The following is a 25,585-nucleotide window of genomic DNA, read 5'->3' on the forward strand; positions in this document are numbered from 1 at the left end:
AAAAACTTTACTCATGCATGCATCACCAACAACGGCGTGTCGGTATGGAACAGCATCTTTCGGGCAATCGAAGGATTGAACATGCGGGCCAGGATATTCCGGCGGTAGGTGCTTAGGGCGATCACGTCGATATGTTCGTCCCGCACAAACTTTTCAATAGCCAACAGCAGGTCGCCATCGGCCAGAACGGTATGTGTGATATGGGCATCCGGGTATTGCTTCTTGAAATACTCGTTGACACCCGTCAGGCGTATTTCATTCCATTCGTCCTTGCTGGTCGAAATATTGAACAGGTGGATATGGGCATCGTACGGTTTGATGATTTCCATAAACTCATCGAAAGCAACCAGGTCGCGCTGGTTGAAGGAGGTGGCAAAAGCAATGTTCTTAGCTTCGCTCAAATCTTCAAAAGGCACGTTTTCAGGAATGGCCAGGACGGGAACCTTATTCACCTCGATCACTTCCCCCGTGACGCTACCGATCAGATCCATGTCTTTCTGGCTCTTTCCACGAGTACCCATCACGATCAACGACGGATGGTATTCCTTGCTGTAAGCGATGATCTCTTCTTCCGGCAAACCTTCGCGCAGGACATAATTGTATTTCACCTTGGGAAGTTCGCCCGACTGCACCTTGCGGTTGATCAGCGTGCAGATATTTTCCATGTCGATCTGGACACGCTTCAGGACATTCTGTGCCGTCTCTTCCTCGTTCACCTGATAGGCCAGCGTGTCGCCCATAGGGATAGCGGACGGGAAATAAGGGCTGAAATAGGCGTGCATGATCATCACTTCAGCTCCGACTTTATGAGCGTAATTGATTCCCAATTCACATGCTTTAATTGAGTAGTCGGAAAAGTCTATCGGTATCAATATCTTCTTTTCCTGAGGACGGGCTTTTTCCTCTTGCCCGGTATCTTCGCTGAGCCATTTGCTGTCTTCGATGATACGCAAAGCATGAGGCAGATCGCTTTCTTTAATTCGCACACGTACACCAGCCGAAACTACCGGTTGAATTTGGTTTACATTATGTATGTAGACTTCAATTCCCTCTGTTTCAAGCATCGTCTTGAGAATCTGAGCTTTCTCGAATGTGTGAATCGCTAACGTTACTAATTTATCTTCCATACTCGTGTGTTTTTATAAATTAAACAATCGGAAATCACTAAATGTTGAGTAAAAAAAAATCCCATAGCGTCTTTTCAGATTCAGCTATGGGATTTCTTTGTAATAATAAATTTCTTTACGCCTGCTGTGCTTCCGATACTTCTTCGTTTTCAGCAAGTATCTGCAAAGCACGTTCAAATATTGTGGTGTCGTCCAATACTACCAGACCTCCGTCAGGTCCCGGTTCAATATGTATTCCACAACTCTTTCCATCTTTAAAATTATGCCCACCGAAATAATTACGAACAGTCTCTACAGAGATTCCTAATTCATCAGCTATACGATGAGTACTACCGTCAGGCAGTCTGTCTTTCAGTCTGCGAAGTTCATTAAATGTAATAGTTTTTGTCATGGCTTCCTTATTTTGAAGATTAATACTTTGTTTAAATTTGTGCCACTAACTTAGGCATTATAAATAACAGCAACAAAATTATTCCGATAAAATAAACATGCTTTACGACATGTATCACTTTTGCAGGCAAGCGGCCAACGGTACATTAAAAATGATTATAACCAGTATCGTCACATATATAGCATAGGCAATGAGACGAATACGCTTCTTCGAATACGGCGGTTCACCGGAATTCATCGCCACAGGCAATAGCTTTGAACGGCTGAAAGAATAGAGTTTGTAGACTATATAACCAAAGAACACACCCGAAATTGCCCCCGGTACGATGTCCGAGATAAAATGGACGCCGAGGTAAACCCGCGTATAAGCCGTAAGAGCCGCCCAGAAAAAGATCGTCCAGCCGAACAGTTTATCCCGCATAATGAGCGCCATGAGGGTCGCAAAGCCGAAAGCATTCGCAGCATGGCTGGAGATAAAACCGTATAGCCCTCCCCGGTATCCGAAGACCGTTCTGACCTGATCCATAAAATCAGGATGATGAGTCGGACGGAAACGGGTGAATATCGGTTTACAGATATGGGAAGCAAACTGGTCGCATAAAGTAATCACCAGTACGATTGCCAACAAGATCAGCAGGGATTCGCGCCAGTTTTTTTTGTAGATCAGCACCAACAGGATAAGAACGGCTAACGGCAGCCAAACTGCCTTTCCTGTAAAGATCCACATGAAACGATCCAGAAAAGCAGAGTCGCTGCCGTTGAGTGCGAAGAACGCATCGCGTTCATAGATTAGTATTTTTTCAATCATTGAAAAAGGAGATTTATGATTTGTGATTTATGATTTATGATTTATGCGTCGATGATAAATCATAAATCATAAATTTTAAATGAGTTCAATGTCTTTGCTCGGCATCCATCCTACATTTCCATCTTCCATTTCTATTTCATTCCAGTCTCCCAACTTGCTTTTGATGGAAACTTTTGTTCCTTCATGCAGGATAAACAGGTCAGTTCCGCTTGCATCAGGAGAACTTTTCACCGTAACCGTCGGGGCAAATACAATGGCGCTTTTCCGGTTTACCAACTCGTTCTTCTGGTTGCTGGCAAATATATTGGAGAAGATTACCAGTATCAGGAATACCAGTCCCAGATAAAAGCCGATCTTTTTCAAATGCACCCATTTGGAGAAGAAGAACAAGATCAGGCATCCGATAAACAGGATAAAACAAACGATGCCGGCCTGCGCCCATGAATCGGCTGCTCCCATATTCTGAACCTTGTCGAACCACCGGTGCAGGAAGAAATCGCCTACCGGCTCGATCTTATCCACCGACTTCTGGCGAGCCAACTGCAAGTTGAAACGGATATCCCCGTCTCCCGGATCGAGCAGCAAAGCGCGCTCGTAGTTCAAGATAGCCGGAGCAATTTTGTTTTCCTTATAATAGGCATTCCCTAAGTTATAGTAGATTTCTGCCGATTCGCCATGACTTTTCAGAAGCCCTTCATACAGTTCGATAGCCTTGCCATAGTCTTCTTTCGTATAGGCAGCTTCCGCTTCTTTGATCGCTGCCTCCTGAGCAAATGCTCCTAAGGCAACGAATTGAACTAAGAGGAAGAATACGATCTTTTTCATATTTATATTCATCTTCATCGCGTTACTTTTTAATTGTATTTTCCATCTTGCCGATGGCATCCACTGTCAGTTCATATAACTTATCCATCGCATCCGAAGCCTGTGCCGGAGCATAGCGGGCAAATTCGCAAGTGTTCAGGATATCCATAAATTCTTTGATCAAAGCGTCGTCCACACCATATTTCGCCAGTTCCGCTTCGACATTATCCTTTGTCAGGTTGGCCTGCGGGATACTCAACTTGTCGCTCAGGTAGCCCCACAAAGCACGGAGTACTTCGTCATAGAATTCTTCTTTCTTGTTTTCCTTCATCAGTTTACCGGCGTTTTTCAGACGTCTTACTGCCATCTTATTGGCTTTCTTCGTACGAACCAAGGCCAGGTTGGAGTTCTCTTTCACCTGTTTGCGATAGATGAAGAAGAAGACGATAAACAGGATTGCGGGGATCAGATAGCACATATAGTACATGAATGAACCGAAGAATAACTCATTGTTCGGAACAAAATGAACGTTATTCACTTTCAGATAACGGATATCCTTACCCAGATACTTAACGCTTTCCTTATTACTGAAGTTAGAAACGACAGGAGATGTCCCTCCCCCCTTACCCTGCTCTACATGCAGTTTGTACGGTTCAGATGTAATCGTCTTATAAGAATCTGACTTTGTATCGAAATAAGAGAAAGCGATAGCCGGAATTTCGAAATCACCTGCATAACGGGGGATGGCCATGTATTCGATTGTCTTCGTTCCGGAAGAACCTGCTGTAGTAGTCTTGATATCGACCTCCACTTTCGGATCGTAGACATCGAAATCGTTCGGGAAAGCCACTTCCGGATTCTTTACCAGCTTAATATTCCCATTGCCCGAGATCTGAACCTTCACGGTAACGGCATCATCCGTTTTTACGTTATTGGAACTGATACTCGATGTCATAGTGAAATTACCCACCGCACCGGAGAAAGAGGCAGGTTTACCGGATGGCAATGGTTTCACATCGATTGTCACGGGAGGAGTAGTCAGTTCTTTTTTCACATCTATATAAGAAGACGAACCGAAGAAGTCGTCAAAGACACTACTTCTCTGTTTGGCAGGTCCCGGTACACGTAAAACCAGGTCCAACTTCCCGGAAGGAATCGTGATTTTACCTGAACGCTGCGGATATAATACGGTTTGCTTTATTATGGCAGTTCCATAGTTCTTTCCCTTATAGTTTTCCATTACCAACTGCTTATTTTGCGGTAACTCTACCTCTTGGGCAAGGAAGCCAGTAAATTCGGGGAACTTGGGTTGATCGATGCCAGCAATGTCTTTTCTTACAAATAATTTAAACGTAACCAAAATACCTTCCTGCTCATACACATTTCGCTTGGAAACATCAATTGTCAGGAAAGCATCGTCCTTACTGATTCCGCTACCGGTCGAACCACCCTTTGTGGCTTCATCCGCCTTATCGGGAGGAAGCACTTTTACCACTAATGCGTTGGATGTGTAATTGGCTCCCTTCACCTTGATCGTTGCCGGTGCGATATTGAAAGTACCCTCTTTCTTCGGTTGGAGGATATAGGTAAACGTCAATGACGTTTCGGTTGTCATTTTACCGTTAATGATCTGGGTACTCATATTCGTGGAAGTCGATGGGCCTATCAACACCTCGAAGTCCGGAATTTCCGGTACACGTATATCCTTGCCTTCCGCATTCACCGTGTACGACAATCTGAATGTTTCTCCCATAACGACAGCTTCCGGAGCAGAAGCCTTGAACGTCACATCTGCCGCCCGGGTCACTACTCCGAAAGTTGCCAAGAGAATAAATAAGAAAACTAATTTCCTCATTATCTATCTTTAATTTTTAATTCCTAATTCTCAATTTCCCAATTACCACTCTTTATCTGTCCGACGGCGCTGTTGCTGTTGAGCCTGCGCTTTCTTCACCTTTTCCTGAGTGTCTTTTTCATCTTGCAGGAAGGCATCCAACATCTGTTGGGCGTTGTCCTTGCTCATCTGCTCTTGTTGTTCCTGCTGTTGTTCCTGAGTCTTATCCTGCTTCTTGTCATCTTGTTGCTGATCCTGATTCTGCTGCTGTTGATCCTGTTTATCCTGATCTTCTTTCTTGTCCTCGTTCTGATCCTGATTTTGATCTTCATTCTGCTGATTCTGTTGATCCTGCAACAATTTTTGTGCCAAAGCCAAATTATAACGCGTTTCATCGTCTTTCGGATTCAGGCGCAAAGATTGTTTGTAGGCTTCGACACTTTTGGCATACTCTTTATTCTGCATGCCAATATTTCCGACATTATGGTAAATCTCCGCCAAGCGGGCTTTGCCTTCGGGGGTTTCGACCATCTTCTCTCCCTGTCCGGCTATCAACTGGTACTGCTCGGCTGCTTCAGGGAATTTCTTTTGCTTGTACAGGGCGTTTCCTAAATTATAAGTTCCTTCGGACGAACGGGGGTTCACTTCCAGGCTTTTCCGGTAAGCGATTTCCGCCTCGGTAAACTTTTCCGCCTCATAAAGTTTATTTCCCTCCCGCACATTCTTACGTTCCGCCTTCTGGGCAAACACGGCTCCAGAGCAGAACATAAATGCCGCCATCCATATAATCGATTTTCGCATACGTTTCATCTTATCCATAGCATTAAGAGAATAATTTTACTTTTCTGAATATACGGTTCTTGCGGTCCAGCGTCATGAAATCCACCAAAAGCAGAATCAGCGCGATCCAGGCAAACGTCTGGAAACGTTCGTCATATTCCGAATAGACCTTGCTGTCCAGTTCCGATTTATTCATTTTATCGATCTCTTTTTGAAGTGCACGAAGTGCAGAATTGGTGTTGTCGGCACGGACATACGTTCCGTGACCGGCAGCCGCAATCTCCTGGCACATCTCTTCATTCAGTTTCGTGATCACGACATTTCCTTCCTTGTCCTTCATGTAGTTGTTGCTGCCATCCACAGGGATCGGGGAACCTTTCGGGTCGCCCATGCCGACAATGTTTACATGAATGCCTTTTTCTGCTGCTGCGGCAGCTGCTTTCACGGCATCGTCTTCGTGGTTCTCACCATCGGTAATCAGTATAATCGCCTTGTCCGAGGTCTCGCTCGGCGTAAAGGAACGGACGGCAAGGTTGATAGCCGAACCGATCGCCGTACCTTGTGTCGACACCATCGACGGGTTGATGGAAGAAAGGAACATCTTGGCCGAGACATAATCAGAAGTGATGGGAAGCTGCGTGAAAGCATCTCCCGCAAAAACGATCAGTCCGACCTTATCATTCGAAAAGCCGTCGGTCAACTTGGATAACATCTGTTTGGCTTTGGACAGACGATCGGGCGAAACATCTTCCGCCAACATCGAATTGGATACGTCCAGACAAACCATGATCTCCACTCCCTGACGCTTCACTGTCTCCAGTTTGGAACCGAACTGTGGCCCGGCCATAACTATGATAACCATCGTAATGGCTCCGAACAACAGCCAAAACTTCAGATGCTGACGCTTGGGAGAAACCTCCGGCATCAACTCTGCCAACAATTCAGGATTACCATATTTCTTTATTGCCTTCTTCTTCAAGACGATTGCATACACATAGAATGCAACCAGTACGGGAAGCAAGAAGAGCAAGTATAAAAAGTCCGGATGTGCAAAACGAAACATAAGCCTTTTATATTTACGGTATATTTCTTAACAATGTATTTCTCAATAATATCTCGACCAGCAACAGCGAGAACAACAGGATCGCCCAATTCTTGTACTCTTCCTGCTTTTTACTGTATTCCTGCACGCTGATCTTCGTCTTCTCCATCTTGTCGATTTCCGAATAGATCTCCTTCAGACTGGCGTTGTCCGTCGCACGGAAATACTGCCCGCCGGTCGTGGCAGCGATCTGTTTCAGAGTCGGTTCGTCGATCTCCACATCGACATCCATATACTGGACACCGAAAGCGGTCTGGAACGGATAAGGCGCCTTGCCCTGCGTTCCGACGCCGATCGTATAAACACGTACGCCGAACGTCTTGGCAATCTCGGCAGCCGTCACCGGAGCGATCTCGCCCTGGTTGTTCACACCATCCGTCAACAGGATAATAACCTTCGACTTGGCCTGACTGTCCTTGATACGGCTGACTGCATTTGCCAACCCCAGACCGATCGCCGTCCCATCCTGGATTATACCCGGCTGGACATCCTTGAAGAGGTTCAGCAGGACCGTATGGTCGGTCGTCAACGGACATTGCGTGAAACTCTCCGCCGCAAATACGACCAACCCGATATTATCGTTCGGACGACCGTTGATAAAGGCGGACGCCACATCTTTGGATGCTTCCAGACGGTTCGGTTTCAAGTCCTGCGCCATCATACTGGTCGAAATATCCATTGCCAGCACGATGTCGATACCTTCGGTCGAAGAATTCTGCCAACTGTTGGTCGACTGCGGACGCGCCAATATCACGATCAGGACAGCTACCGCCGCCATACGCAAGATGAAAGGGACATGCCTGAGCCAGACTTTCCAGGAGCTTGCCCCCGGAGCATCGAAACCTTCTGTAGACGATACCTGCAAACTTGCCTGATTCTTGCTCAGTTTGTAGACGTACCATCCGATCATCGGGATCAGCAATAATAACAAATACAGATATGTAGGATTTGCAAATATCATCTTATTCTTTACTTATATTTGAATCATTCTTTGAATCGGTTTGCTTCTCATCGAGACGGTGCCCTGCGTTCAGTCGAGACGATGCGCTGCGTTCAGCCGAGACGACGTCCTGCGTCTCGTCGAGACGATGCCCTACGTCTTGATGAGACGGAGAATCCTGTTCCGGCTCGACGATTTCCACCTTCGTCTGGTTGATGAACAGATAAGCGTTCATCAAACTCAAATCGTTTTCATCAGGCAGCGGATTCATCTTCGCGAACTTCACGAAATCAGCCAGCTGCATGATCTGTTTCAGGCTTTCATAGACAGAAGCCGCCTCCTGCTGCTTGCGGATGATATCGAGTATCTCGCCGGAAGTCATTTCCATCGCATTGATACCGAAACGATCCACAATATAACGGCGCAACGTATCCGTAATCAATGTATAATACTCCTTGCTACGCCCCTGTTGCCAGAGTTTCTGCTGCTTGATCTCGTCGAGTTCCTTGATCGCCTGTTCGTGAGGCGGAAGTTTCGGTTCCGGCTTCTTGAACGGCATGATGGATTGACGGTTACGCATACGTTTGATCACGTAGGCAACCACACAGATCAGGAACAGAGTCAGCAACACGCCAAATATCCAAGGATAATAATCGGCCAATACAAAAGGCGGCTTCCAGACGCTTTTTATATCGTAAAACTCCTCCGGTTTGTCAGCATTGACAGGGACTGTCGACACCTTCAAGGCCACCTGGTTGGAGTAAACGGTATCCGCCCCGTCGATCACCATGAACGGGGGCAGCAGATAAAGGGAAGAGTCGAAAGAGGTTACCAGCAAGTCCTGCTTGATCAGCAGGCGATCGTTTTCGATCAACGTGGAATCCGCTTTCGGAATTTCCAGCACCTCCACACCTGCCATCAACGTGTCGCGAGGGATGACGAGCTGAACGGCTTTATCTTTGTCTGTCGTTACCGTCAAATGTAAAACAGTCTGCTCTCCGATCAGTATGGCGGCAGAATCGACACGGACGTCAACGAGTGTCTGCTGCGCATACGCTTTCCCACCGGACAGGAACGTCCCCCCGGCGAGTGCAAGTAACAGAATGCTTTTCTTTATTAATTTCATTTGTTTGCTTTAATTACGTTTGTCAAAAAGAGCAATCAATGCTTTCACATAATCATCTTCCGTACGGACGGAAACCGAATCGACACGACATTTCTTGAACGAATCGCTCATGGCAGCCTGCCGGCGATCCCACCATTCCTTGTAGGCGGCGCGTACACGAGCGGACGAGCTGTCTATCCAGCGCTCCTGCCCGGTCTCCGCATCCTTGATCTTCATCAACCCTACAGCCGGAAGTTCCGTCTCGCGGCGATCGTACACCTGTATGGCGACCACGTCATGCTTACGGTTGGCGATGGTCAAGGCATCCTTGAAACCGTCCTTGTCGATAAAGTCGGAGATCAAGAAAGCCGTACAACGCTTCTTGATCGCATTGGTCAGATATTTCAATGCCTGTGCAATATTGGTCTGCTTTTTATCCGGCTGAAAGTCGATCAGTTCGCGAATGATATACAAGATATGTTTCTTCCCTTTCTGGGGAGGAATAAACTTCTCTATCTTGTCGGAGAAGAACACCACGCCGATCTTGTCGTTGTTCTGGATGGCCGAGAAAGCCAGTGTCGCTGCGATCTCCGTAATGATTTCTTTCTTCATTACATTCACAGAACCAAAGTCCCTACTCCCCGACACGTCGATCAGCAACATCACCGTCAGTTCCCGTTCTTCCTCAAACACCTTCACATAAGGGCGGACGTAACGGGCGGTCACGTTCCAGTCGATATCGCGGATATCATCTCCGTATTGATACTCGCGCACTTCGCTGAACGCCATACCACGTCCTTTGAACGCAGAATGGTATTGTCCTGCAAAAATATTGCGGGACAAGCCACGAGTCTTTATCTCAATCCGTCGAACTTTCTTTAATAGTTCACTTGTTTCCATTATTTAAGGTACTTCGACTTTGTTCAGAATTTCGCTGATCACCTCTTCGGATGTCAGGTTATTGGCTTCCGCTTCGTAGCTCAAACCGATACGGTGACGCATCACGTCGTGGCATACGGCACGGATATCTTCAGGGATCACATACCCTCTGCGTTTGATAAAGGCATACGCACGGGCAGCTAATGCCAAATTGATGGATGCACGCGGAGAGGCGCCGAAGGAGATCATATTAGACAGATTTGCCAAACCATGTTCCTGCGGGAAGCGGGTAGCAAACACGATATCTACGATATAGCGTTCGATCTTTTCGTCCAGATAAACCTCACGGACCACCTTGCGGGCTTCGAGGATCTCATCTTTCGTCAGGATCGGTTTGATGTCCGGCTTCACTCCGGAGATATTCTGACGGATAATCAGCTTTTCCTCTTCTTTCTTCGGATAGTTGATGATGACCTTCAGCATGAAACGGTCTACCTGTGCTTCAGGCAGCGGATAGGTTCCTTCCTGCTCGATCGGGTTCTGGGTCGCCATTACTAAAAAAGGAGACGGCAACTTGTATGTATTTTCGCTGATTGTCACCTGGCGTTCCTGCATCGCTTCCAGAAGGGCGCTCTGCACCTTTGCCGGAGCACGGTTGATTTCATCCGCCAATACAAAATTAGCGAAGACGGGACCTTGTTTGACTTGGAATTCTTCGCTTTTCTGACTATATATCATCGTTCCGATTACGTCGGCCGGCAGCAAGTCCGGCGTGAACTGAATACGGCTGTATTTCGCATCGATCAATGATGCCAGTGTCTTAATAGCCAATGTCTTTGCCAATCCCGGCACACCTTCCAGCAGGATATGGCCATCTGAAAGCAGACCGATCAATAATGATTCAACCAAATGTTTCTGTCCAACAATTACCTGGTCCATACCCATCGTAATCATGTTCACAAACGAACTTTTACTTTCAATTCGCTCGTTCAACTCACGAATGTCTACTGTCTGACTCATAGATTTTCTTCAATTATATTATTACTATTTTTACTTGCTTTTTTAAGATGCACAAAATTAGAAATGTTAAATTCGTATGCTGCACTTTCGCAGTTAAATAATACTAACCTGCGCAGAACTATTTTGTTTTATTTTACTTAAAAGGGAGAGTTTTCGTTACTGTTTACCACTCAGTATCTCAGTCTGCCGGGCAGCAGCTTTTTCGACGGAAGAGCGGTCACGACGGTCGATGCCATACATTTCCGGTGCAGGCACCTCGATCACAGTGCCGATAGGCACGTTATTCGGGTCTTTAATGATGGCTTTATTATATTCATACAGATATACCCAGAACAATTTGCTCCCGTAATATTTCAACGAGATCAGCGTCAGACGGCTTCCCGGCTCGATCTTGACACGGGCAATAACTTTAGGCGAAGCAGTTTTCGGCTTTGTCGACGTATCCGGAGTATCGGCACGTGCAGCCGTCACTGGCTCTTCCGCTTTTAGAGGAACCGGATCTTCTGACAAAGGGAGCGTATCTTGCATGGAAAGCCCGACATCTTCCGTCATCACAACCGTATCTTCGGTTAAAGAAGCAGAGTCTCCCGTAACAGTATCGTTCTTCCAAACAGCCACTTTCTTCTTTAAAGCAAGCATTTCCTTGTCTTCTTTAGAAAAGAAAAAGATATTCAAGGACAAACAGATACCGAAACAAGCCAGAAAAATAACGACTACCCAAATGATCAACTTCAGTTTATTCCGAGACATATCCACACCTACGTTTGTTTCCGAAGAGCCGGCAATTTGATCATCCTTCATGGAATATCCTGGCTGACTGACTTCCGGCGCTTTTGGGATTTCAGATGCTTCAGGCGTCTCTGTTGAAAAACCGAGGATTCCCAAAGTCTCAGGGACTCCTTCCATTATTTTATCATATGTCTCTTTTGATATTTCTTCTGGAATCTCTTCAGACGTTTCTTCCGAAGCATCTTCAGGTACTTCCGGGATTTCTTCAACCGTTTCCGAGATCTCCGGTTCATCAAGAATCGCCTCTTCCTGTGGTTGGGGCTTCTCTTCAGGCATAACCTCTTCTACCGATTCGTCTTCCACCTCCTTTTCTTCAGGTTCGCCGGGTACGACATCCATATCGGTAAAATCGACATTCTCGCCCAGTTCGGTCGTTTCAAAAAAAGAGAACGGCCTGTTGACAAGCTCCCGCAACTCCTTATCCGGCAGAAAGGAAAACTTGTAATGTTCCGGGATTACAAAACGTTCACCCGTATTCACATGGATGCTCTCACGCTTCTCCACCGGAATGATTTTAAAAGTACCGAGACCTTTGACCTTTACCAGTTTATCCGTATAGACACCTTTCGACACGACCGCTATGAACTCCCTCAGAAAGCGCTCGGTACTATTCTTGTCCTTACCTGTATATTCGGCCAACAGAGCGGCTAAATCCTGTATTGTCAGCCGGTTATTCATGGTCTCCTAATTCTTTTAGTTTATTCTTGACAGTCGTTCCGGGTTTAAACACCGGGACGAGCTTGGGAGGGACTAAATACCGTTTGCCGTTTGAAGGATTGACCGAGATCCGTTCCGCTTTCTTTTTCACCTCGAACTGACCGAAGCCCTGCAAGTAGATGGTGTCGTTGTCTACCAGACGCGAACTGACGACAGAACTCAGTACAGAAAGCGTTTCAGCGACTTCCTGCGCAGTCCAGCCCATGCGGGCGGCAAGTTCAGTAACCAGTTCCTTATTTTTCATATCCGCATCCATTAATAGATTATGCAGCTATATTAGTTATTTTTTCGTAAACCGACAAACATCTTTGCAGTTTTTATATCAAATTAAAGTACGCTTCCATACAGGTCGAAAGCCTGCGCATCGTCAATCCGTACGTTATAAAACGTTCCGGGGATCAACGGCTTCTCTTTAGAAACAAGAATCTCCGGATCGACCTCCGGCGAATCGAATTCCGTACGGCCTACATAGAAGTCGTCTTCCTCCCGATCGACCATCACCTTGAATTCCTTTCCGATCTTGGAGCCGTTCACTTCAGCCGAAATGCCTTCCTGTATACGCATCAGGTAGTCCAGACGGTCTTGTTTGACGTCCGGATCGATATCATCGGTATAATGCTTAAACGAATAGGTTCCTTCTTCATGGCTATAGGCGAAAGCACCCATACGTTCGAAACGGGCTTTCTTTACGAATTCGACCAATTCTTCAAAGTCTTGTTCGGTTTCTCCCGGATGGCCGACCATCAGGGTCGTACGCAGATGGATGCCGGGGACTTCTTCCCGCATCCGGCGTATCAGGGCATACGTTTCTTCTTTCGTGATGTTCCGGCGCATTTTCTTCAACATCGGGTCACTGATATGCTGAAGGGCGATATCCATATATTTGCAGACATTATCGCGTTCACGCATCACCCTGAGCAGGTCATAAGGAAAATGGGACGGATAGCCATAATGCAAGCGAATCCATTCCACTCCCGGAATGTCGGAGATGCGTTCCACCAACTCCGGCAACGCATGACGTTTATACAAATCCAAACCGTAATAAGTCAAATCCTGGGCGATCACCTGAAATTCCTTCACGCCCTGTTTCACCAGCAGGCGGACTTCTTTCTCGATCTCTTCCATCGGTATGGACTGGTAATGCCCCGTGCTGATCGGAATGGCGCAGTACGAACAGGTACGGTCACACCCTTCGGCGATCTTCAGGTAGGCGTAGTGCCGGGGAGTTGTCAAGATACGGTCGGCAGCCAGTTCCCGGTGGTAAGATTTGCCTAAATCGTTCAGCAACTCCTTCCAATTAAACTTTCCGTAGAAACGGTCGACTTCCGGCAACTCATTTTCCAGATCTTTCAGGAACCGTTCGGAAAGGCACCCCATGACAAAGAGTTTACCGATCTTCCCTTTCTTCTTGGCTTCCCCTAAATCAAGGATCATATTAATCGATTCTTCTTGTGCGTCACCGATAAAACCACACGTGTTTACAACGACGATTTCACCGTTAATCTTGTGAGGATCATGTTCGACGGTATATCCGTTCGCCACAAACTGGCGCATAAGTTGTTCCGAATCCACCAGGTTCTTCGAACATCCCAGCGTTATGATATCTACTTTATTTTTTCTCATATATGGTTCAAACAACCCTCTTTATTCTCCGAAAAGGGAGTTTACAAATTCTTTTCTGTTGAACACCTGCAGGTCTTCCATTCCTTCCCCCAAGCCGATATACTTGACAGGAATACGGAAATGGTCTGAAATGCCGATCACGACACCTCCTTTGGCCGTACCGTCCAATTTGGTAACCGCCAAAGCATTCACTTCGGTTGCGGCCGTAAACTGCTTGGCTTGTTCAAATGCATTCTGCCCGGTAGAGCCGTCCAATACCAACAAGACTTCGTGCGGGGCATCGGGAATCACCTTCTTCATAACATTCTTGATCTTGGTCAGCTCGTTCATCAGATTGATCTTGTTATGCAGACGGCCGGCGGTATCGATGATAACCACATCCGCCCCGTTTGCTTTCGCCGAACTCAAAGTGTCGAAAGCCACCGAAGCAGGGTCCGAACCCATCTTCTGCTTCACGATAGGCACTCCCACCCGTTCGCTCCAAATCACCAACTGTTCTACGGCTGCGGCACGGAACGTATCGGCAGCTCCCAGATATACATTTTTACCGGCCTTCTTGAACTGATAAGCCAATTTGCCGATAGTAGTCGTCTTGCCTACCCCGTTCACGCCTACGACCATGATGACATACGGCTTCTTGTTTTCCGGAACCGTGAACGACTCCAAATCTTCCGTATGGTTCTCCGTAAGCAGAGAGGCAATCTCTTCACGCAGGATCGCCGTCAACTCACCGGTTGTCACGTACTTGTCTTTAGCCACGCGATCTTCGATACGGGAAATGATCTTCAGCGTAGTATCTACTCCGACATCGGATGTGATCAGTACCTCTTCCAGGTTGTCCAGCACTTCGTCATCCACCTTGCTCTTACCGGCAATGGCTCTGGTAATCTTAGAAAATACATTTTCTTTTGTCTTAGATAACCCTTTGTCCAGAGTTTCCTTTTTTTCCTTACTGAAAAAGCTAAAAATACCCATATCTTATACTGCTTAATTTATTTCTTTTCTGAATGAGTGCGCTAAATTACTAAATAATTTTCAATTTCCATCAGTCCATTCTACCCTTGTAGTCTTCGTAACCGAATTGGCGATACATCACGAGTTTATCCTCCTTGCTCCATAAGGCCAGGGAGGGGTGCGGGATTCCGTTGAACATAGTCGTTTTGACAATCGTATAATGGATCATATCTTCGAATATCAACTTGTCTCCCACTTTCAACGGCTGCTCAAAAGACCAGTCGCCCATATAGTCACCGCTCAGGCAACTGTTTCCCCCGATGCGATAGGCCGGTTTCCCTTCCGCCGGCTCTACTGCTCCGCGGATCACGGGCTTATAGGGCATCTCCAGACAATCCGGCATGTGGCAAGTGAAAGAGGCGTCTATAATCGCAGTCTTGATGCCATGATTCTCCACGATGTCCACCACCGTCGTCAGCAGGAACCCGGTTTGCCAGGCAAATGCACTTCCCGGCTCCATAATGATCTCAAGGTTCGGATACTTGGCCTTGAACGACTGCAACAGACCGATCAGATGCTCCGTGTCATAGCCTTTTCGTGTCATCAGATGTCCGCCTCCCATATTCAACCATTTGATATGCGGCAGGAAACGACCGAAACGTTTTTCCACTTCCCCAAGCGTCTTTTCCAAGTCATACGAATCCGATTCGCAAAGCGTATGAAAATGCAAACCGTCGACACCATCCGGCAACTTATCGCCCAATAGTTCGCTGACCACTCCCATCCGGGAACCCGGCGCACAAGGATTATATAAATCCGTTTCGACATCCGAATATTCCGGATTGATGCGCAAACCACACGATACCCGGTTTCCATCCGCCTGCACCATCGGATAGAAACGTTCGAACTGCGTGAGCGAGTTGAACGTCACATGGCTGCTATATCTTAAAATCTCCGGGAAATCCGCTCCCGTATAGGCCGGCGAATAGGTGTGCGCCCGGCTACCCATCTCTTCAAAAGCCAGCCGGGCCTCGAACTTTGAGCTTGCTGTCGAATACGGGATATATTCACGCACGATCGGAAATGCTTTCCACATCGCAAATGCCTTAAAAGCCAAGATTATATTAACACCTGCCCGCTCCTTCACACTTTTAATCAGTGCTAAATTATGGCGGAGCAACTCTTCTTCCATCACATAACACGGGGACGGTATCACATTGAAATCTATCATCCGGTAAGTATTTTCTTTGATTTAATCGGGCAAAGATACATAATAAAAAACGGAAAACAAGTAAGGAACTTATTGTATCCTTCCACCTTATTGTAATATTTTTTAAAATACCCGTTAGTCCAAATCGAAATACCATAGCGTTTATTTCAATTTTCTACCCCGTTTTTTTTGATTTACACTATATGGTAATATTTTTTAATAATCTAATACATACTATAACACTGATTATTAGCATATTGCAAAACAGCTGTTTTTAGAGGGCTTATTGTCTGTTTTAACATTAAAAACAGGCACTTTCTTTTATTATCCCTCACCTTACCGGAAGCAAGAAGACAAACCGCTTTCAAAAAGGCTCTTCTTCCTTCATTAACAATAATTACCACAAAAGAAAGCCCTTGTCTACTAAAATAAAGTAGCTTTGCGAAAAGATAGTAAACTGAAATTCAAAAACAATAAAGCAATGGTAAGATTGACAGCACAAGAGGAAGATGTTATGTTATATATCTGGAAACTGGGACCATGTTTCATCCGTGATATACTGAACGAAATGCCCGAACCGAAACCACCCTATACCAGCGTGGCATCGGTCGTACGGAATCTCGAAAAAAAGGAATACGTCACCCCTAAGAAATTCGGGCCGATCACACTCTTTTCACCCCGTGTAAAGGAAGCGGAATACAAACGGACTTTCATGTCGAATGTCGTACAAAACTATTTCACCGGTTCTTATAAAGAGATGGTTTCCTTCTTCGTTCGTGACCACAAATTATCCAAAAGCGATTTACAGGACCTGATGGACCAGATCGAAAAAGAAGAATAATTAAAAAAATATCAATATGATAACTCCGATACTTATCTATTTCCTAAAGGTAAATCTGGCGTTGGCATTCTTATATACTTGTTACCGCCTGCTATTTCGTGACGATACGTTTTTCCGGTTACGCAGGGGGGTATTATTGTCTATTTACCTGATTGCGTTCCTCTATCCTTTACCGGACTTAAGCGGTTGGTTGTCCACCCAGACAAGCGTAGCGGGTATAGTCGGCTACTATTCGGGATTGCTGCCTAAGGAAACAGTCCTGACGGCGGGAAGTGAAATAGCCGCCTCCGATTGGAAAGAAACCGGACTCAGGGTTATAAAAATAATCTGGCTGACTGGAGCCGGTATATTGTTATTCAGATGCCTGGCGGAACTGTTCACCGTTTTCCGTCTACACAGAAGATGCAGGAAAGTCACTTTAAACAACACAGAGGTTCGTCTCCTGCCGGAAGCGGAAACCTCTTACTCTTTCTTCGGTTGGATTTTTATTTCATCCGATCCGAATCAACAGGAAAGCCTCGATGACATCCTGATCCATGAACAAACACACGTCCGCCAATGGCATTCGCTCGATATGATAATTAGTGAAATCGTCTGCATTGCCTGCTGGATAAACCCGTTTACCTGGTGGTTAAAGAAAGAGATCAGCATAAATCATGAATTTATTGCAGATGAGCAGGTTATGCTTTCCGGATTCGACAAAAAGGAATACCAGTACCATCTGATCGGCGTGAAACATCCCAATGCGGCTATTGCAAATTTATATAATAACTTCAGTGTCTTACCACTTAAAAAGAGAATTACTATGTTAAACAAAAAAAGAACGAACAGCGCCAGAAAAGTAAAATACCTGGCATTGGTTCCAATGGCCGCAGGCTTGCTATTGCTCAATAACATTGATGCAATGGCACGTGTATTGAATGAAAAAGTAACAGAGGTAATCCAACAACCGGCTTCTGTTATTGCAACGACTGTTTCCAAAATGGAAATAGCCGATCCGCTTCCACCGGATAAGGACAAGGTTCATAATTTGTGTGATATTATGCCGGAATTTCCGGGTGGACAGAGTGCTTTATTGCAATTTCTTGCCAAAAACATCAAATATCCGGTAGATGCTCAGCAGCAGAAAAAACAGGGGAAAGTGTCTATCACATTTGTTATTGAAAAAGACGGAAGTATTACAGATGCCAAGGTTGTAAATTCCATATTTCCCTCCTTGGACAAGGAGGCTTTACGAGTTGTCAATTCAATGCCTAAATGGACTCCGGGAAAGATGGCAGACGGAAAAATTGTCCGTGTACAATACACCGTTCCTATAACTTACCGGTTGCAATAGCCTAATAGCATTTCCCTTTTTGAGCAGGACACAAAAAAGGCACGCAATCTTCAAAATGCTGCCAGGCGATAACGAAGATCACATGCCCCACGCTCCTCTCAGAAAGGGAGATATTTTTTACAAATTATCAAGCCAACGTTTGCCTGCGGGAGTGTGCAGGAAAATATAAAAACCGACTGCCAAAACAGCTAATATTCCAAATGTCATCATAATTCATCCTTTTAAAATATTATTACCAATACCAGCTAATGCGACAGATAAAACACATCCCATCATGATAGTAGCCATCCATTTACCTTCAGTTCCTTGCAAAAAGGAGATTATTCCACCTAACACCATTGCCGCAAAAACCAACTTTGACAAATCATAGAAATACTTTGCCATGGTTTCTTTTCTAAGCTTCTTCAATTCTTTTGAAGCCTTTTGAGCCTCCTGTAGTTCTGCATATTTTCCCATAATCAAGACTTTTATATGTTAATGCCTCAAAGATAGGATATTCATTTGGGAATATCAATCTATTCTCCTGTTTTTATTCAATGACTGTCAAGCGTGCGAACTTCAAAAGCAGCTGTTTCTGACCGAAATGGGTAAACGAAACGGTTGCTTTTGCATTGCCGCCTTCTCCTTCAATGGCAGTCACTTCACCTTCGCCAAAGCGGTCGTGGCGGACTTTGGCTCCGACATGCAAGCCCGACAGATCTGAAATCGGATTCGAAGAAGGCGATGAAGCACCTGTTTCCATCTTAGTCAGATACGTCTGTTGCTGCATCGCTTTAGCAACCGGAGAAACATATGTTTCTTCTTCTACAGCTTTCGGTTGCCGGAAGGAAGAAGAGAAAGCCGATGAACGGCGAGTGACGGTAAGTAGACCGTCGGCAATGGCATCTTTCGGTGTATAAATATACTTTGTATCGATATCCTTCAAGAAACGGCTGGGAGAGCACATCGCGCTTTGGCCATTGCGATAACGGCTCTTGGCATAAGTCAGCACGCAGTTTTCTTCCGCACGGGTAATGGCGACATAAAAGAGGCGGCGTTCTTCCTCGACCGCCCTCGGATTGTCTTTCGACATGGCGGAGGGAAACAGATCCTCTTCCATCCCGACTACAAAAACATTCCGGAACTCCAGTCCTTTAGCGGCATGCACCGTCATCATCGTCACTTTATTTGCCTGTTCTTCCTTATCATTGTCCTGATCGGTCAGCAGAGATACCTCGGAAAGGAAGTCGGCAAGCGAGACATGCCCGGTCCCTTCCTCGCGACGTATCTCGCAAAACTCCGCAATACCTTTCAACAACTCCTGCAGGTTCTCTTGTTTGCTTATCCCTTCCACAGAGCGGTCTTGGAACAAAGTACCGACAATGCCGCTTTCCTTTACTACTGCAGAGGCGATTTCTTCGGCAGAAAGCTTCCCGTTCAGTTCGATAAAGCCGGAGATAAGTTCCCGGAAATCGTTTAGCCTTTTTGCCGTTCCATTATTGATCGGCAGGGCATAACCGATCGTATCGTTCAACACGGTCCACAGGCTGACACTATGTTTAGTTGCGGCGGCAACCAGTTTAAGAAGCGTAGTCTCCCCTATCCCGCGAGCCGGATAGTTTATCACCCGCTTGAAAGCCTCCTCGTCATGGGGGTTAATAATCAGGCGAAGGTATGAGATGACATCTTTTATTTCTTTACGCTGGTAGAAAGACAAACCTCCGTATATCTTATAAGGAATGCCTCGTTTGCGCAAGGCTTCTTCCAGGATACGAGACTGGGCATTCGTCCGGTACAAGATGGCAAAATCGGCAAAGTCGTATTTCCGCTTCCGCATCTCTTCGATTTTATCGGCAACAATATATGCCTCTTCATAATCGGAATAGGAAGAGAAAACAGGTACTTTGCTTCCCTCTTCCTTTTCCGAGTAAACTGTCTTCTGAATCTGTTTCTTATTCTTATGGATCAGGCTGTTTGCGGCGTTTACGATATTCTGTGTCGAACGATAGTTCCGTTCCAGTTTAAAGATGCGGCAGCCCGGATATTGGTTCTTGAATTGCAGGATATTATCGATATTGGCTCCCCGGAAAGAATAGATGCTCTGCGCGTCATCCCCCACCACACAGATACGGCGATTCACTTCGCACAAGCGGTGTACGATCATGTGCTGGGCGAAGTTCGTGTCCTGATACTCGTCCACCAGCACAAACTGGAAAAAGTTCCTGTACTTCTCCAATACATCCGGATGATCGCGGAACAGGATATTCGTTTGTAGCAGCAGGTCGTCGAAATCCATCGCTCCCGCTTGCAGGCAACGGCTTTGGTAACGCTTATAAATCTCACGCAACAAAGGAATTTTCGAATCGATGTCATGTTGCACCAGTTCCTTGTTCTGCTCATAGGCCTTATAGGTAATGAGCGCGTTCTTTGCATTCGAGATACGGCTCTGTACCATTCCCGGGCGGTACAACTTGTCGTCGAGCTGCATCTCCTTCATAATGGAGCGGAGCAGGCTTTTGGAGTCGGCTGCATCGTAGATGGTGAAATTGGAGGGATAGCCGATGCGCTCCGCTTCATAGCGCAGAATGCGGGAGAAAATGGAATGGAACGTCCCCATCCATAGCCGCCGTGCCGTCTGTCCGTCCGTCAGGGAGGCGATACGTTCTTTCATCTCGCGTGCCGCCTTATTGGTGAAAGTAAGCGCAAGGATGCTCTGGGGAGGCAATCCCTGCTGTAAAAGATAGGCTATCTTGTAGGTCAGCACGCGCGTCTTTCCCGATCCGGCTCCGGCAACCACAAGCGAAGGTCCATCGGTATAGACAACCGCTTCGCGCTGGCTTTCATTCAATTGTTTCAGATATTTTTCCACGTATCTTGTATTTTTAAGAATACAAAGGTACGAATCTTTCATTTATATCCAATTACCTTACAGAATCATCCCCCTCTCAAGAAATCTTGAAACCCCGTTTGAACGCTGCAAACCCGTTTCAAGAAATCTTGAAGGCACTTTCCACCGTTGAAACAGCATTTCAAGATTTCTTGAGGGCTTTTCCGGCAATAAAAAGCCGGAGTCGCATTTACTGGTTATACGGTTTATAAGGCGAATGCATCACATTCAAGGTCTTCGGCAACCACACCCGGTAACGCTGCGTCTTATCCCAAGTATTCCCGGCAGAAGCAAAATCGCAGAAATGGATCTGCTTCGGGGCCCGGTTGCTTTCCAGGTCCGTTCCCAACACCATCGGAGCGGTAAAAGCCAGCCATGCAAAAGCCGGGGCCTCGACGGGCGTCAACTCCACATAGCCGTCTTTGCTTACGACAACAGACGCTTCATCGACAAAGCCATCCCCAAAACGGCTGTCGCGAGCCAAAACGAGAGGACCGCGCACAATAGCCTGTGCCTGGTTCCTTTCCACCAGACGGGCACGCAAATCGAGCTTGACAGTGATCCGGTCGCCCTTCTTCCACTTCCGGCTCACCGGCAGGTAAGCCCCTTGCAGGACACCGTCCTCCGGCCTTCCATTCACGGAAACCGTAGCAATCTTGCTCCATGCCGGAATACGCAAGGCAATGGTGAAAACCGTCTCTTTAGCCGGATCGACCTCTATCTCGATCTGATCCGTCCCCGGATAATCGGTCGTTTGTATCAACCGCACCGGTTTCTTGCCCGGCAATAGCAATTCCGCCTCCGAAGGGGCATAGAAATTCACCCGGACACAGTCGTCCTGGACCTGATAGGCAAATTGGGGGATCATGGCAAAAGCACGCGGGCCGTTCGCATTGCAACAGTTGATGTGCATACCGCACTGCTCCTCCCCTTCATGGCGCCAACCTTCCAGCGGGCTGTATTTGGCAATCTGCGAAGCATCCGCTTTCAAAGAAGCCATCAAAGCATTATAGATAGCCGTCTCCATATAATCGGCATACAGCGAGTTGCCCGTCATCTGCAACAAACGGTTACAAAGCTGCATCCAGGTAAAGGTTACGCAAGTTTCCATCGTATGGTAAGTAGGCTGTGTCTGCCGTTCCTTCCCGCCATACCAGCATTCGAACGCACTGCCCGATCCGGCAACGTTTATCTCTTCGCGTACGATATGCCCCACCGTCTTTTCCACGACAGAGAGATAGAGCGGATTGCCCGTCACCTTATACAGTTCCAGCAACCCTTCGTAACAGGACATCATTTCATACGCTTTCTGCCCGTTCTCCCTCGAAAACCAGGTTTTCGGATGCGGGAAACGGTTGGCTACGGGCACTTCGGCAATCGCTTTGCTGATCAGTTGCGGACCACCGGGTGTCTCCCATTGTCCGACAATGTAGTTGGCGAAATCGAGGTAGCGCGCCTCTTTCGTCCGGTTATACAGATACATGACAGGTTCGAGGACGGACGAGCTCGGCATACCGATATAATTGCCGGTTGAGACGATATCCGCCTTTCCGGGCCCGACCTGCGTCATCAGATGGTCGACAACCTTGCAAGCCGCCTCCAGCGCTTTTTTGTCACCCGACAGGTCATACCAGGCGATCAATCCCAACGAAGTATATTTGCGTCCCCAGACATCCCACTGCTGCAACTGGTATTCCGGCGCATAATTCCCGATATACCCGTCCGGCTGTTGCGTCGCCATAAGCGATTCGGCCGCATCCTTTATGATCCGGTACAGCTCCGGGTCCCGGTTATAACGGTAAGAAGCGATTGCCCCCTGTATCCATTTTCCCCAGAACTCGCTTTGCCAGCGCGACTTTTCATTCTGGTGGCGGAACGGTTCGACCAGATGATCCACATCTTGCGCTTTCACACGATGTTCGATGCAATCAGCGATCCGGGTTCCTACATAACCGGATATTTTTACCTGTTTTACAGGAGAGTTATCGACTACTTGCGCCATCCCTGCCGTCGAACAGGCACAAGCTAACAGGAAAGAGAAGGTCTTCACCTTAAACGGAATCATCATAATATTGAGAATTTAAGAATTATATGGGCAAAAATAGAGAGATAAACATGATATAGTGTTATAAAATTGACAGAATACCTGTCATTTATGATAGTCAGTCTGCCTCAGGGGTACGAGTTATAATGTTTCCACGTAAAGTCACGTTTCCGGTTACGCTTTTTATCCCGTTCACTTTTCCAAAAGACGGAGCGCAGCATATCTTCCATCGAGAAATGAAGTGTTATGGTCACGCCAGCCGATCCCCTTCGTTGTCCGTCCTTCACCTCCGGCAGAAAAAGGTTTTGTGTTCCGGTCCTACCGTAAAAAGGCGTTTTCCCAAATCGTATCTGATTGCTTATGACTAATGAATTGATAGGCTTATGATAGTTTCCCCGTATATTCCTATGCACTGTATCTGCCTGATAGAGCCAGAACACAGCTGGAGAAAGTGAGTCGATTTGCAACAATTGCCGAAGAGTATCCGCTTTTATATATTCCGAAAAATCTTTCAGGATCGGCAGTCGGGAAAATTCGAGTTCCAAAGGCTGTCCTAAGTTTATCAAGGTCCCGTTTTCTATCGCTTTCAGATATTCCGGATTAAGCCGTATGGTATCTTTACCTGCCAGCACCTCGGATACCCATACCGAATCTTCCTGCAAAGCATTCTGAGCAGAAAGAACAGCCGTATACAAAAGAGGTAATAGAAAAGCCAATCCGTATCGCCACATATCATTGTTTTTTTATAAAGACAATAAGAAGCGGAGATCCCCCTATTGGATAGTTCATTAAAAATCTTGACGTATCTTAATAATTGATATCAGGAGTAACAGCTTACTTTTAGTATTTCCGGCTTTATATGAGCAAATCTTCATTCCGGGTTGTTATTACTCTAAAGTCAATATAGCAATCGTATGGAGAAGAACATTTTCTGGTTGGATAACGACCAGCTCAAAGAGATAGCCCGCTCGTTCCGGGAAAAGATTGAAGAGGGGTTAAACAGGGATAATGCGGAAATACAATGCATTCCAACCTTTATTACGCCTGATACCGGCAGTATCCAGGGGAAAGCATTGGTCCTCGATCTGGGGGGAACCAATTACCGGGTGGCGACCGTCGATTTCAGCAATGGCACACCTGCCATCCATCCTAATAACGGTTGGAAAAAGGATATGTCGGTCATGAAGTTGCCGGGCTACACCCGTGAGGAACTGTTCAAGGAACTGGCCGATATGATTGTCGGGATAAAACGGGATGAAGAGATGCCGATCGGCTATTGCTTTTCTTATCCTGCGGAATCGATACCGGGTGGAGACGCCAGATTGCTACGCTGGACAAAAGGTGTCGATATCAAAGAAATGATCGGGCAGTTGGTCGGGAAACCGCTGCTCGACTATCTGAACGAACACAGCAAAATCAGATTTACGGGTATCAAGGTGTTGAACGATACCATAGCCAGTTTATTTGCGGGATTAACCGATAACAGCTACGATGCTTATATCGGGCTGATCGTAGGGACGGGAACAAACATGGCGACGTTCATTCCGGCAGACAAAATAACGAAACTGAATCCGGCGGACAACATGAAAGGGCTAATCCCGGTCAACCTGGAATCCGGCAATTTCCATCCCCCCTTCTTAACAGCTGTCGACGATACGGTAGATGCCATTTCCGGCAGTTTAGGAATACAGCGATTTGAAAAAGCAGTCTCAGGCATGTATCTGGGAGATATTCTGAAAGCTACTTTTCCTTTGGATGAGTTCGAAGATAAATTCGATGCGCAGAAACTGACGGCGATCATGAACTATCCGGACATCCATAAAGACGTTTACGTACAAGTCGCCCACTGGATCTATAACCGGTCGGCACAGCTAATTGCCGCATCACTCGCAGGACTTATCCGATTATTGAAATCGTACGATAAAGACCTACGGAAGATTTGCCTGGTTGCCGAAGGTAGCCTCTTCTGGAGCGAGAACCGGAAAGATAAGAACTATAGCACTCTTGTCATGGAGAAATTGCGGGAACTGCTCGATGAATCGGCATTGGGGGATATAGAGGTTCACATCAACAATATGAAGAACGCCAACCTGATAGGGACTGGCATCGCAGCGCTTGCCTGATCATTGAAAAACTGTCCCCGCGCTTGACACGGCAAACAAAGCGATTCCGGGCAAGCGTTCCGACAATTCTTTTAGCTTAAAAAACAGGTCGTAATTATATTATTCCTATATTTACGAAAATTATACCTGGAAAACATGGAAGAATACATCGGTACAGTCATCAAAGTCGGAGGAATCCTGATAGGAAGTGTTTTGGTTTTCTTCGTCATTTGGTATATAGTCAAGGACATATTGGATATTAGCGGAAAAGATTCATCCGACGGCAAATAGCCGCCCGCAAGTCCCATCGTTGC

24 protein-coding genes are annotated in these 25,585 nt (G+C 46.4%); 4 read left to right on the forward strand and 20 right to left on the reverse strand.

Going from position 1 to position 25,585, the window contains the following annotated elements; genetic code table 11:
* Positions 1 to 11: 11 nt before the first annotated feature.
* The 16 genes from ACPYIV_RS06390 to nspC all read right to left on the reverse strand — a co-directional run bounded on the left by ACPYIV_RS06390 (position 12) and on the right by nspC (position 16,103).
* A complete protein-coding gene (locus tag ACPYIV_RS06390) occupies positions 12 to 1,127 on the reverse strand; it encodes a universal stress protein (protein ID WP_293733360.1) in 1,116 nt (371 codons plus the stop codon).
* A 115-nt stretch (positions 1,128 to 1,242) separates the two neighbouring features.
* Positions 1,243 to 1,518, reverse strand: a complete 276-nt coding sequence (locus tag ACPYIV_RS06395; protein WP_293733359.1) for a DNA-binding protein — start codon at positions 1,516 to 1,518, stop codon at positions 1,243 to 1,245.
* A 114-nt stretch (positions 1,519 to 1,632) separates the two neighbouring features.
* Complete coding sequence (locus ACPYIV_RS06400) at positions 1,633 to 2,325, reverse strand: phosphatase PAP2 family protein (RefSeq protein ID WP_425886170.1); 693 nt, start codon at positions 2,323 to 2,325, stop codon at positions 1,633 to 1,635.
* A gap of 75 nt (positions 2,326 to 2,400) precedes the next feature.
* On the reverse strand, positions 2,401 to 3,168 hold the full coding sequence (locus ACPYIV_RS06405; protein WP_301704176.1) for a tetratricopeptide repeat protein: 768 nt from the start codon (positions 3,166 to 3,168) through the stop codon (positions 2,401 to 2,403).
* Between the two features lie 4 nt (positions 3,169 to 3,172).
* Positions 3,173 to 4,984, reverse strand: coding sequence for a BatD family protein (locus ACPYIV_RS06410; protein WP_293733356.1), 1,812 nt, complete (start codon positions 4,982 to 4,984; stop codon positions 3,173 to 3,175).
* Positions 4,985 to 5,026: 42 nt separating this feature from the next.
* On the reverse strand, positions 5,027 to 5,773 hold the full coding sequence (locus tag ACPYIV_RS06415) for a tetratricopeptide repeat protein (protein ID WP_293733379.1): 747 nt from the start codon (positions 5,771 to 5,773) through the stop codon (positions 5,027 to 5,029).
* A 13-nt stretch (positions 5,774 to 5,786) separates the two neighbouring features.
* Positions 5,787 to 6,806: a VWA domain-containing protein gene (locus tag ACPYIV_RS06420; RefSeq protein ID WP_293740946.1), complete on the reverse strand. Its 1,020-nt coding sequence runs from the start codon at positions 6,804 to 6,806 to the stop codon at positions 5,787 to 5,789.
* A gap of 13 nt (positions 6,807 to 6,819) precedes the next feature.
* Positions 6,820 to 7,806, reverse strand: coding sequence for a vWA domain-containing protein (locus ACPYIV_RS06425; RefSeq protein WP_008149537.1), 987 nt, complete (start codon positions 7,804 to 7,806; stop codon positions 6,820 to 6,822).
* A gap of 1 nt (position 7,807) precedes the next feature.
* On the reverse strand, positions 7,808 to 8,911 hold the full coding sequence (locus ACPYIV_RS06430; RefSeq protein WP_293733354.1) for a hypothetical protein: 1,104 nt from the start codon (positions 8,909 to 8,911) through the stop codon (positions 7,808 to 7,810).
* Between the two features lie 9 nt (positions 8,912 to 8,920).
* Complete coding sequence (locus tag ACPYIV_RS06435; protein WP_301704173.1) at positions 8,921 to 9,790, reverse strand: DUF58 domain-containing protein; 870 nt, start codon at positions 9,788 to 9,790, stop codon at positions 8,921 to 8,923.
* 3 nt (positions 9,791 to 9,793) lie between these two features.
* Positions 9,794 to 10,789, reverse strand: a complete 996-nt coding sequence (locus ACPYIV_RS06440; protein ID WP_293733353.1) for an AAA family ATPase — start codon at positions 10,787 to 10,789, stop codon at positions 9,794 to 9,796.
* A 156-nt stretch (positions 10,790 to 10,945) separates the two neighbouring features.
* Positions 10,946 to 12,256: an HU family DNA-binding protein gene (locus tag ACPYIV_RS06445; protein ID WP_425886171.1), complete on the reverse strand. Its 1,311-nt coding sequence runs from the start codon at positions 12,254 to 12,256 to the stop codon at positions 10,946 to 10,948.
* Positions 12,249 to 12,539 (reverse strand): HU family DNA-binding protein, encoded by a 291-nt coding sequence (locus ACPYIV_RS06450; protein ID WP_005642933.1) that lies wholly within the window; start codon positions 12,537 to 12,539, stop codon positions 12,249 to 12,251. The genes ACPYIV_RS06445 and ACPYIV_RS06450 overlap by 8 nt, the downstream gene beginning before the upstream one ends.
* A gap of 83 nt (positions 12,540 to 12,622) precedes the next feature.
* Positions 12,623 to 13,918, reverse strand: a complete 1,296-nt coding sequence (rimO, locus tag ACPYIV_RS06455; RefSeq protein WP_425886172.1) for a 30S ribosomal protein S12 methylthiotransferase RimO — start codon at positions 13,916 to 13,918, stop codon at positions 12,623 to 12,625.
* Positions 13,919 to 13,939: 21 nt separating this feature from the next.
* Positions 13,940 to 14,893 (reverse strand): signal recognition particle-docking protein FtsY, encoded by a 954-nt coding sequence (gene ftsY / locus ACPYIV_RS06460; RefSeq protein ID WP_293733349.1) that lies wholly within the window; start codon positions 14,891 to 14,893, stop codon positions 13,940 to 13,942.
* A 70-nt stretch (positions 14,894 to 14,963) separates the two neighbouring features.
* Positions 14,964 to 16,103: a carboxynorspermidine decarboxylase gene (gene nspC / locus ACPYIV_RS06465; protein ID WP_425886173.1), complete on the reverse strand. Its 1,140-nt coding sequence runs from the start codon at positions 16,101 to 16,103 to the stop codon at positions 14,964 to 14,966.
* Between the two features lie 460 nt (positions 16,104 to 16,563).
* On the opposite strand from nspC, the gene ACPYIV_RS06470 reads away from it, so the two are divergent.
* Positions 16,564 to 16,923, forward strand: a complete 360-nt coding sequence (locus ACPYIV_RS06470) for a BlaI/MecI/CopY family transcriptional regulator (protein WP_293734078.1) — start codon at positions 16,564 to 16,566, stop codon at positions 16,921 to 16,923.
* 16 nt (positions 16,924 to 16,939) lie between these two features.
* Positions 16,940 to 18,259 carry a M56 family metallopeptidase gene (locus ACPYIV_RS06475; RefSeq protein WP_299362810.1) on the forward strand — a complete coding sequence of 440 codons (1,320 nt, stop codon included), beginning with the start codon at positions 16,940 to 16,942 and terminating at the stop codon, positions 18,257 to 18,259.
* Positions 18,260 to 18,472: 213 nt separating this feature from the next.
* Here the strand turns inward: ACPYIV_RS06475 and ACPYIV_RS06480 are convergent, their stop codons facing one another.
* The 4 genes from ACPYIV_RS06480 to ACPYIV_RS06495 form a co-directional block, all read right to left on the reverse strand.
* Positions 18,473 to 18,715, reverse strand: a complete 243-nt coding sequence (locus ACPYIV_RS06480; RefSeq protein WP_293734076.1) for a DUF6722 family protein — start codon at positions 18,713 to 18,715, stop codon at positions 18,473 to 18,475.
* Positions 18,716 to 18,788: 73 nt separating this feature from the next.
* Entirely contained in the window at positions 18,789 to 21,107 is a 2,319-nt protein-coding gene (locus tag ACPYIV_RS06485) for an ATP-dependent helicase (protein WP_299362807.1), read from the reverse strand.
* A 208-nt stretch (positions 21,108 to 21,315) separates the two neighbouring features.
* Positions 21,316 to 23,193, reverse strand: coding sequence for a glycoside hydrolase family 127 protein (locus tag ACPYIV_RS06490; RefSeq protein WP_425886174.1), 1,878 nt, complete (start codon positions 23,191 to 23,193; stop codon positions 21,316 to 21,318).
* A 104-nt stretch (positions 23,194 to 23,297) separates the two neighbouring features.
* On the reverse strand, positions 23,298 to 23,900 hold the full coding sequence (locus ACPYIV_RS06495) for a hypothetical protein (protein WP_425886175.1): 603 nt from the start codon (positions 23,898 to 23,900) through the stop codon (positions 23,298 to 23,300).
* A gap of 183 nt (positions 23,901 to 24,083) precedes the next feature.
* On the opposite strand from ACPYIV_RS06495, the gene ACPYIV_RS06500 reads away from it, so the two are divergent.
* Positions 24,084 to 25,292, forward strand: coding sequence for a hexokinase (locus ACPYIV_RS06500; RefSeq protein ID WP_425886176.1), 1,209 nt, complete (start codon positions 24,084 to 24,086; stop codon positions 25,290 to 25,292).
* Between the two features lie 135 nt (positions 25,293 to 25,427).
* Positions 25,428 to 25,562 (forward strand): hypothetical protein, encoded by a 135-nt coding sequence (locus ACPYIV_RS06505; RefSeq protein ID WP_293734071.1) that lies wholly within the window; start codon positions 25,428 to 25,430, stop codon positions 25,560 to 25,562.
* The last annotated feature ends 23 nt before the right edge of the window (positions 25,563 to 25,585 follow it).

The organism is Parabacteroides vesiculifaciens, from assembly GCF_049860805.1.
GTDB lineage: Bacteria > Bacteroidota > Bacteroidia > Bacteroidales > Tannerellaceae > Parabacteroides.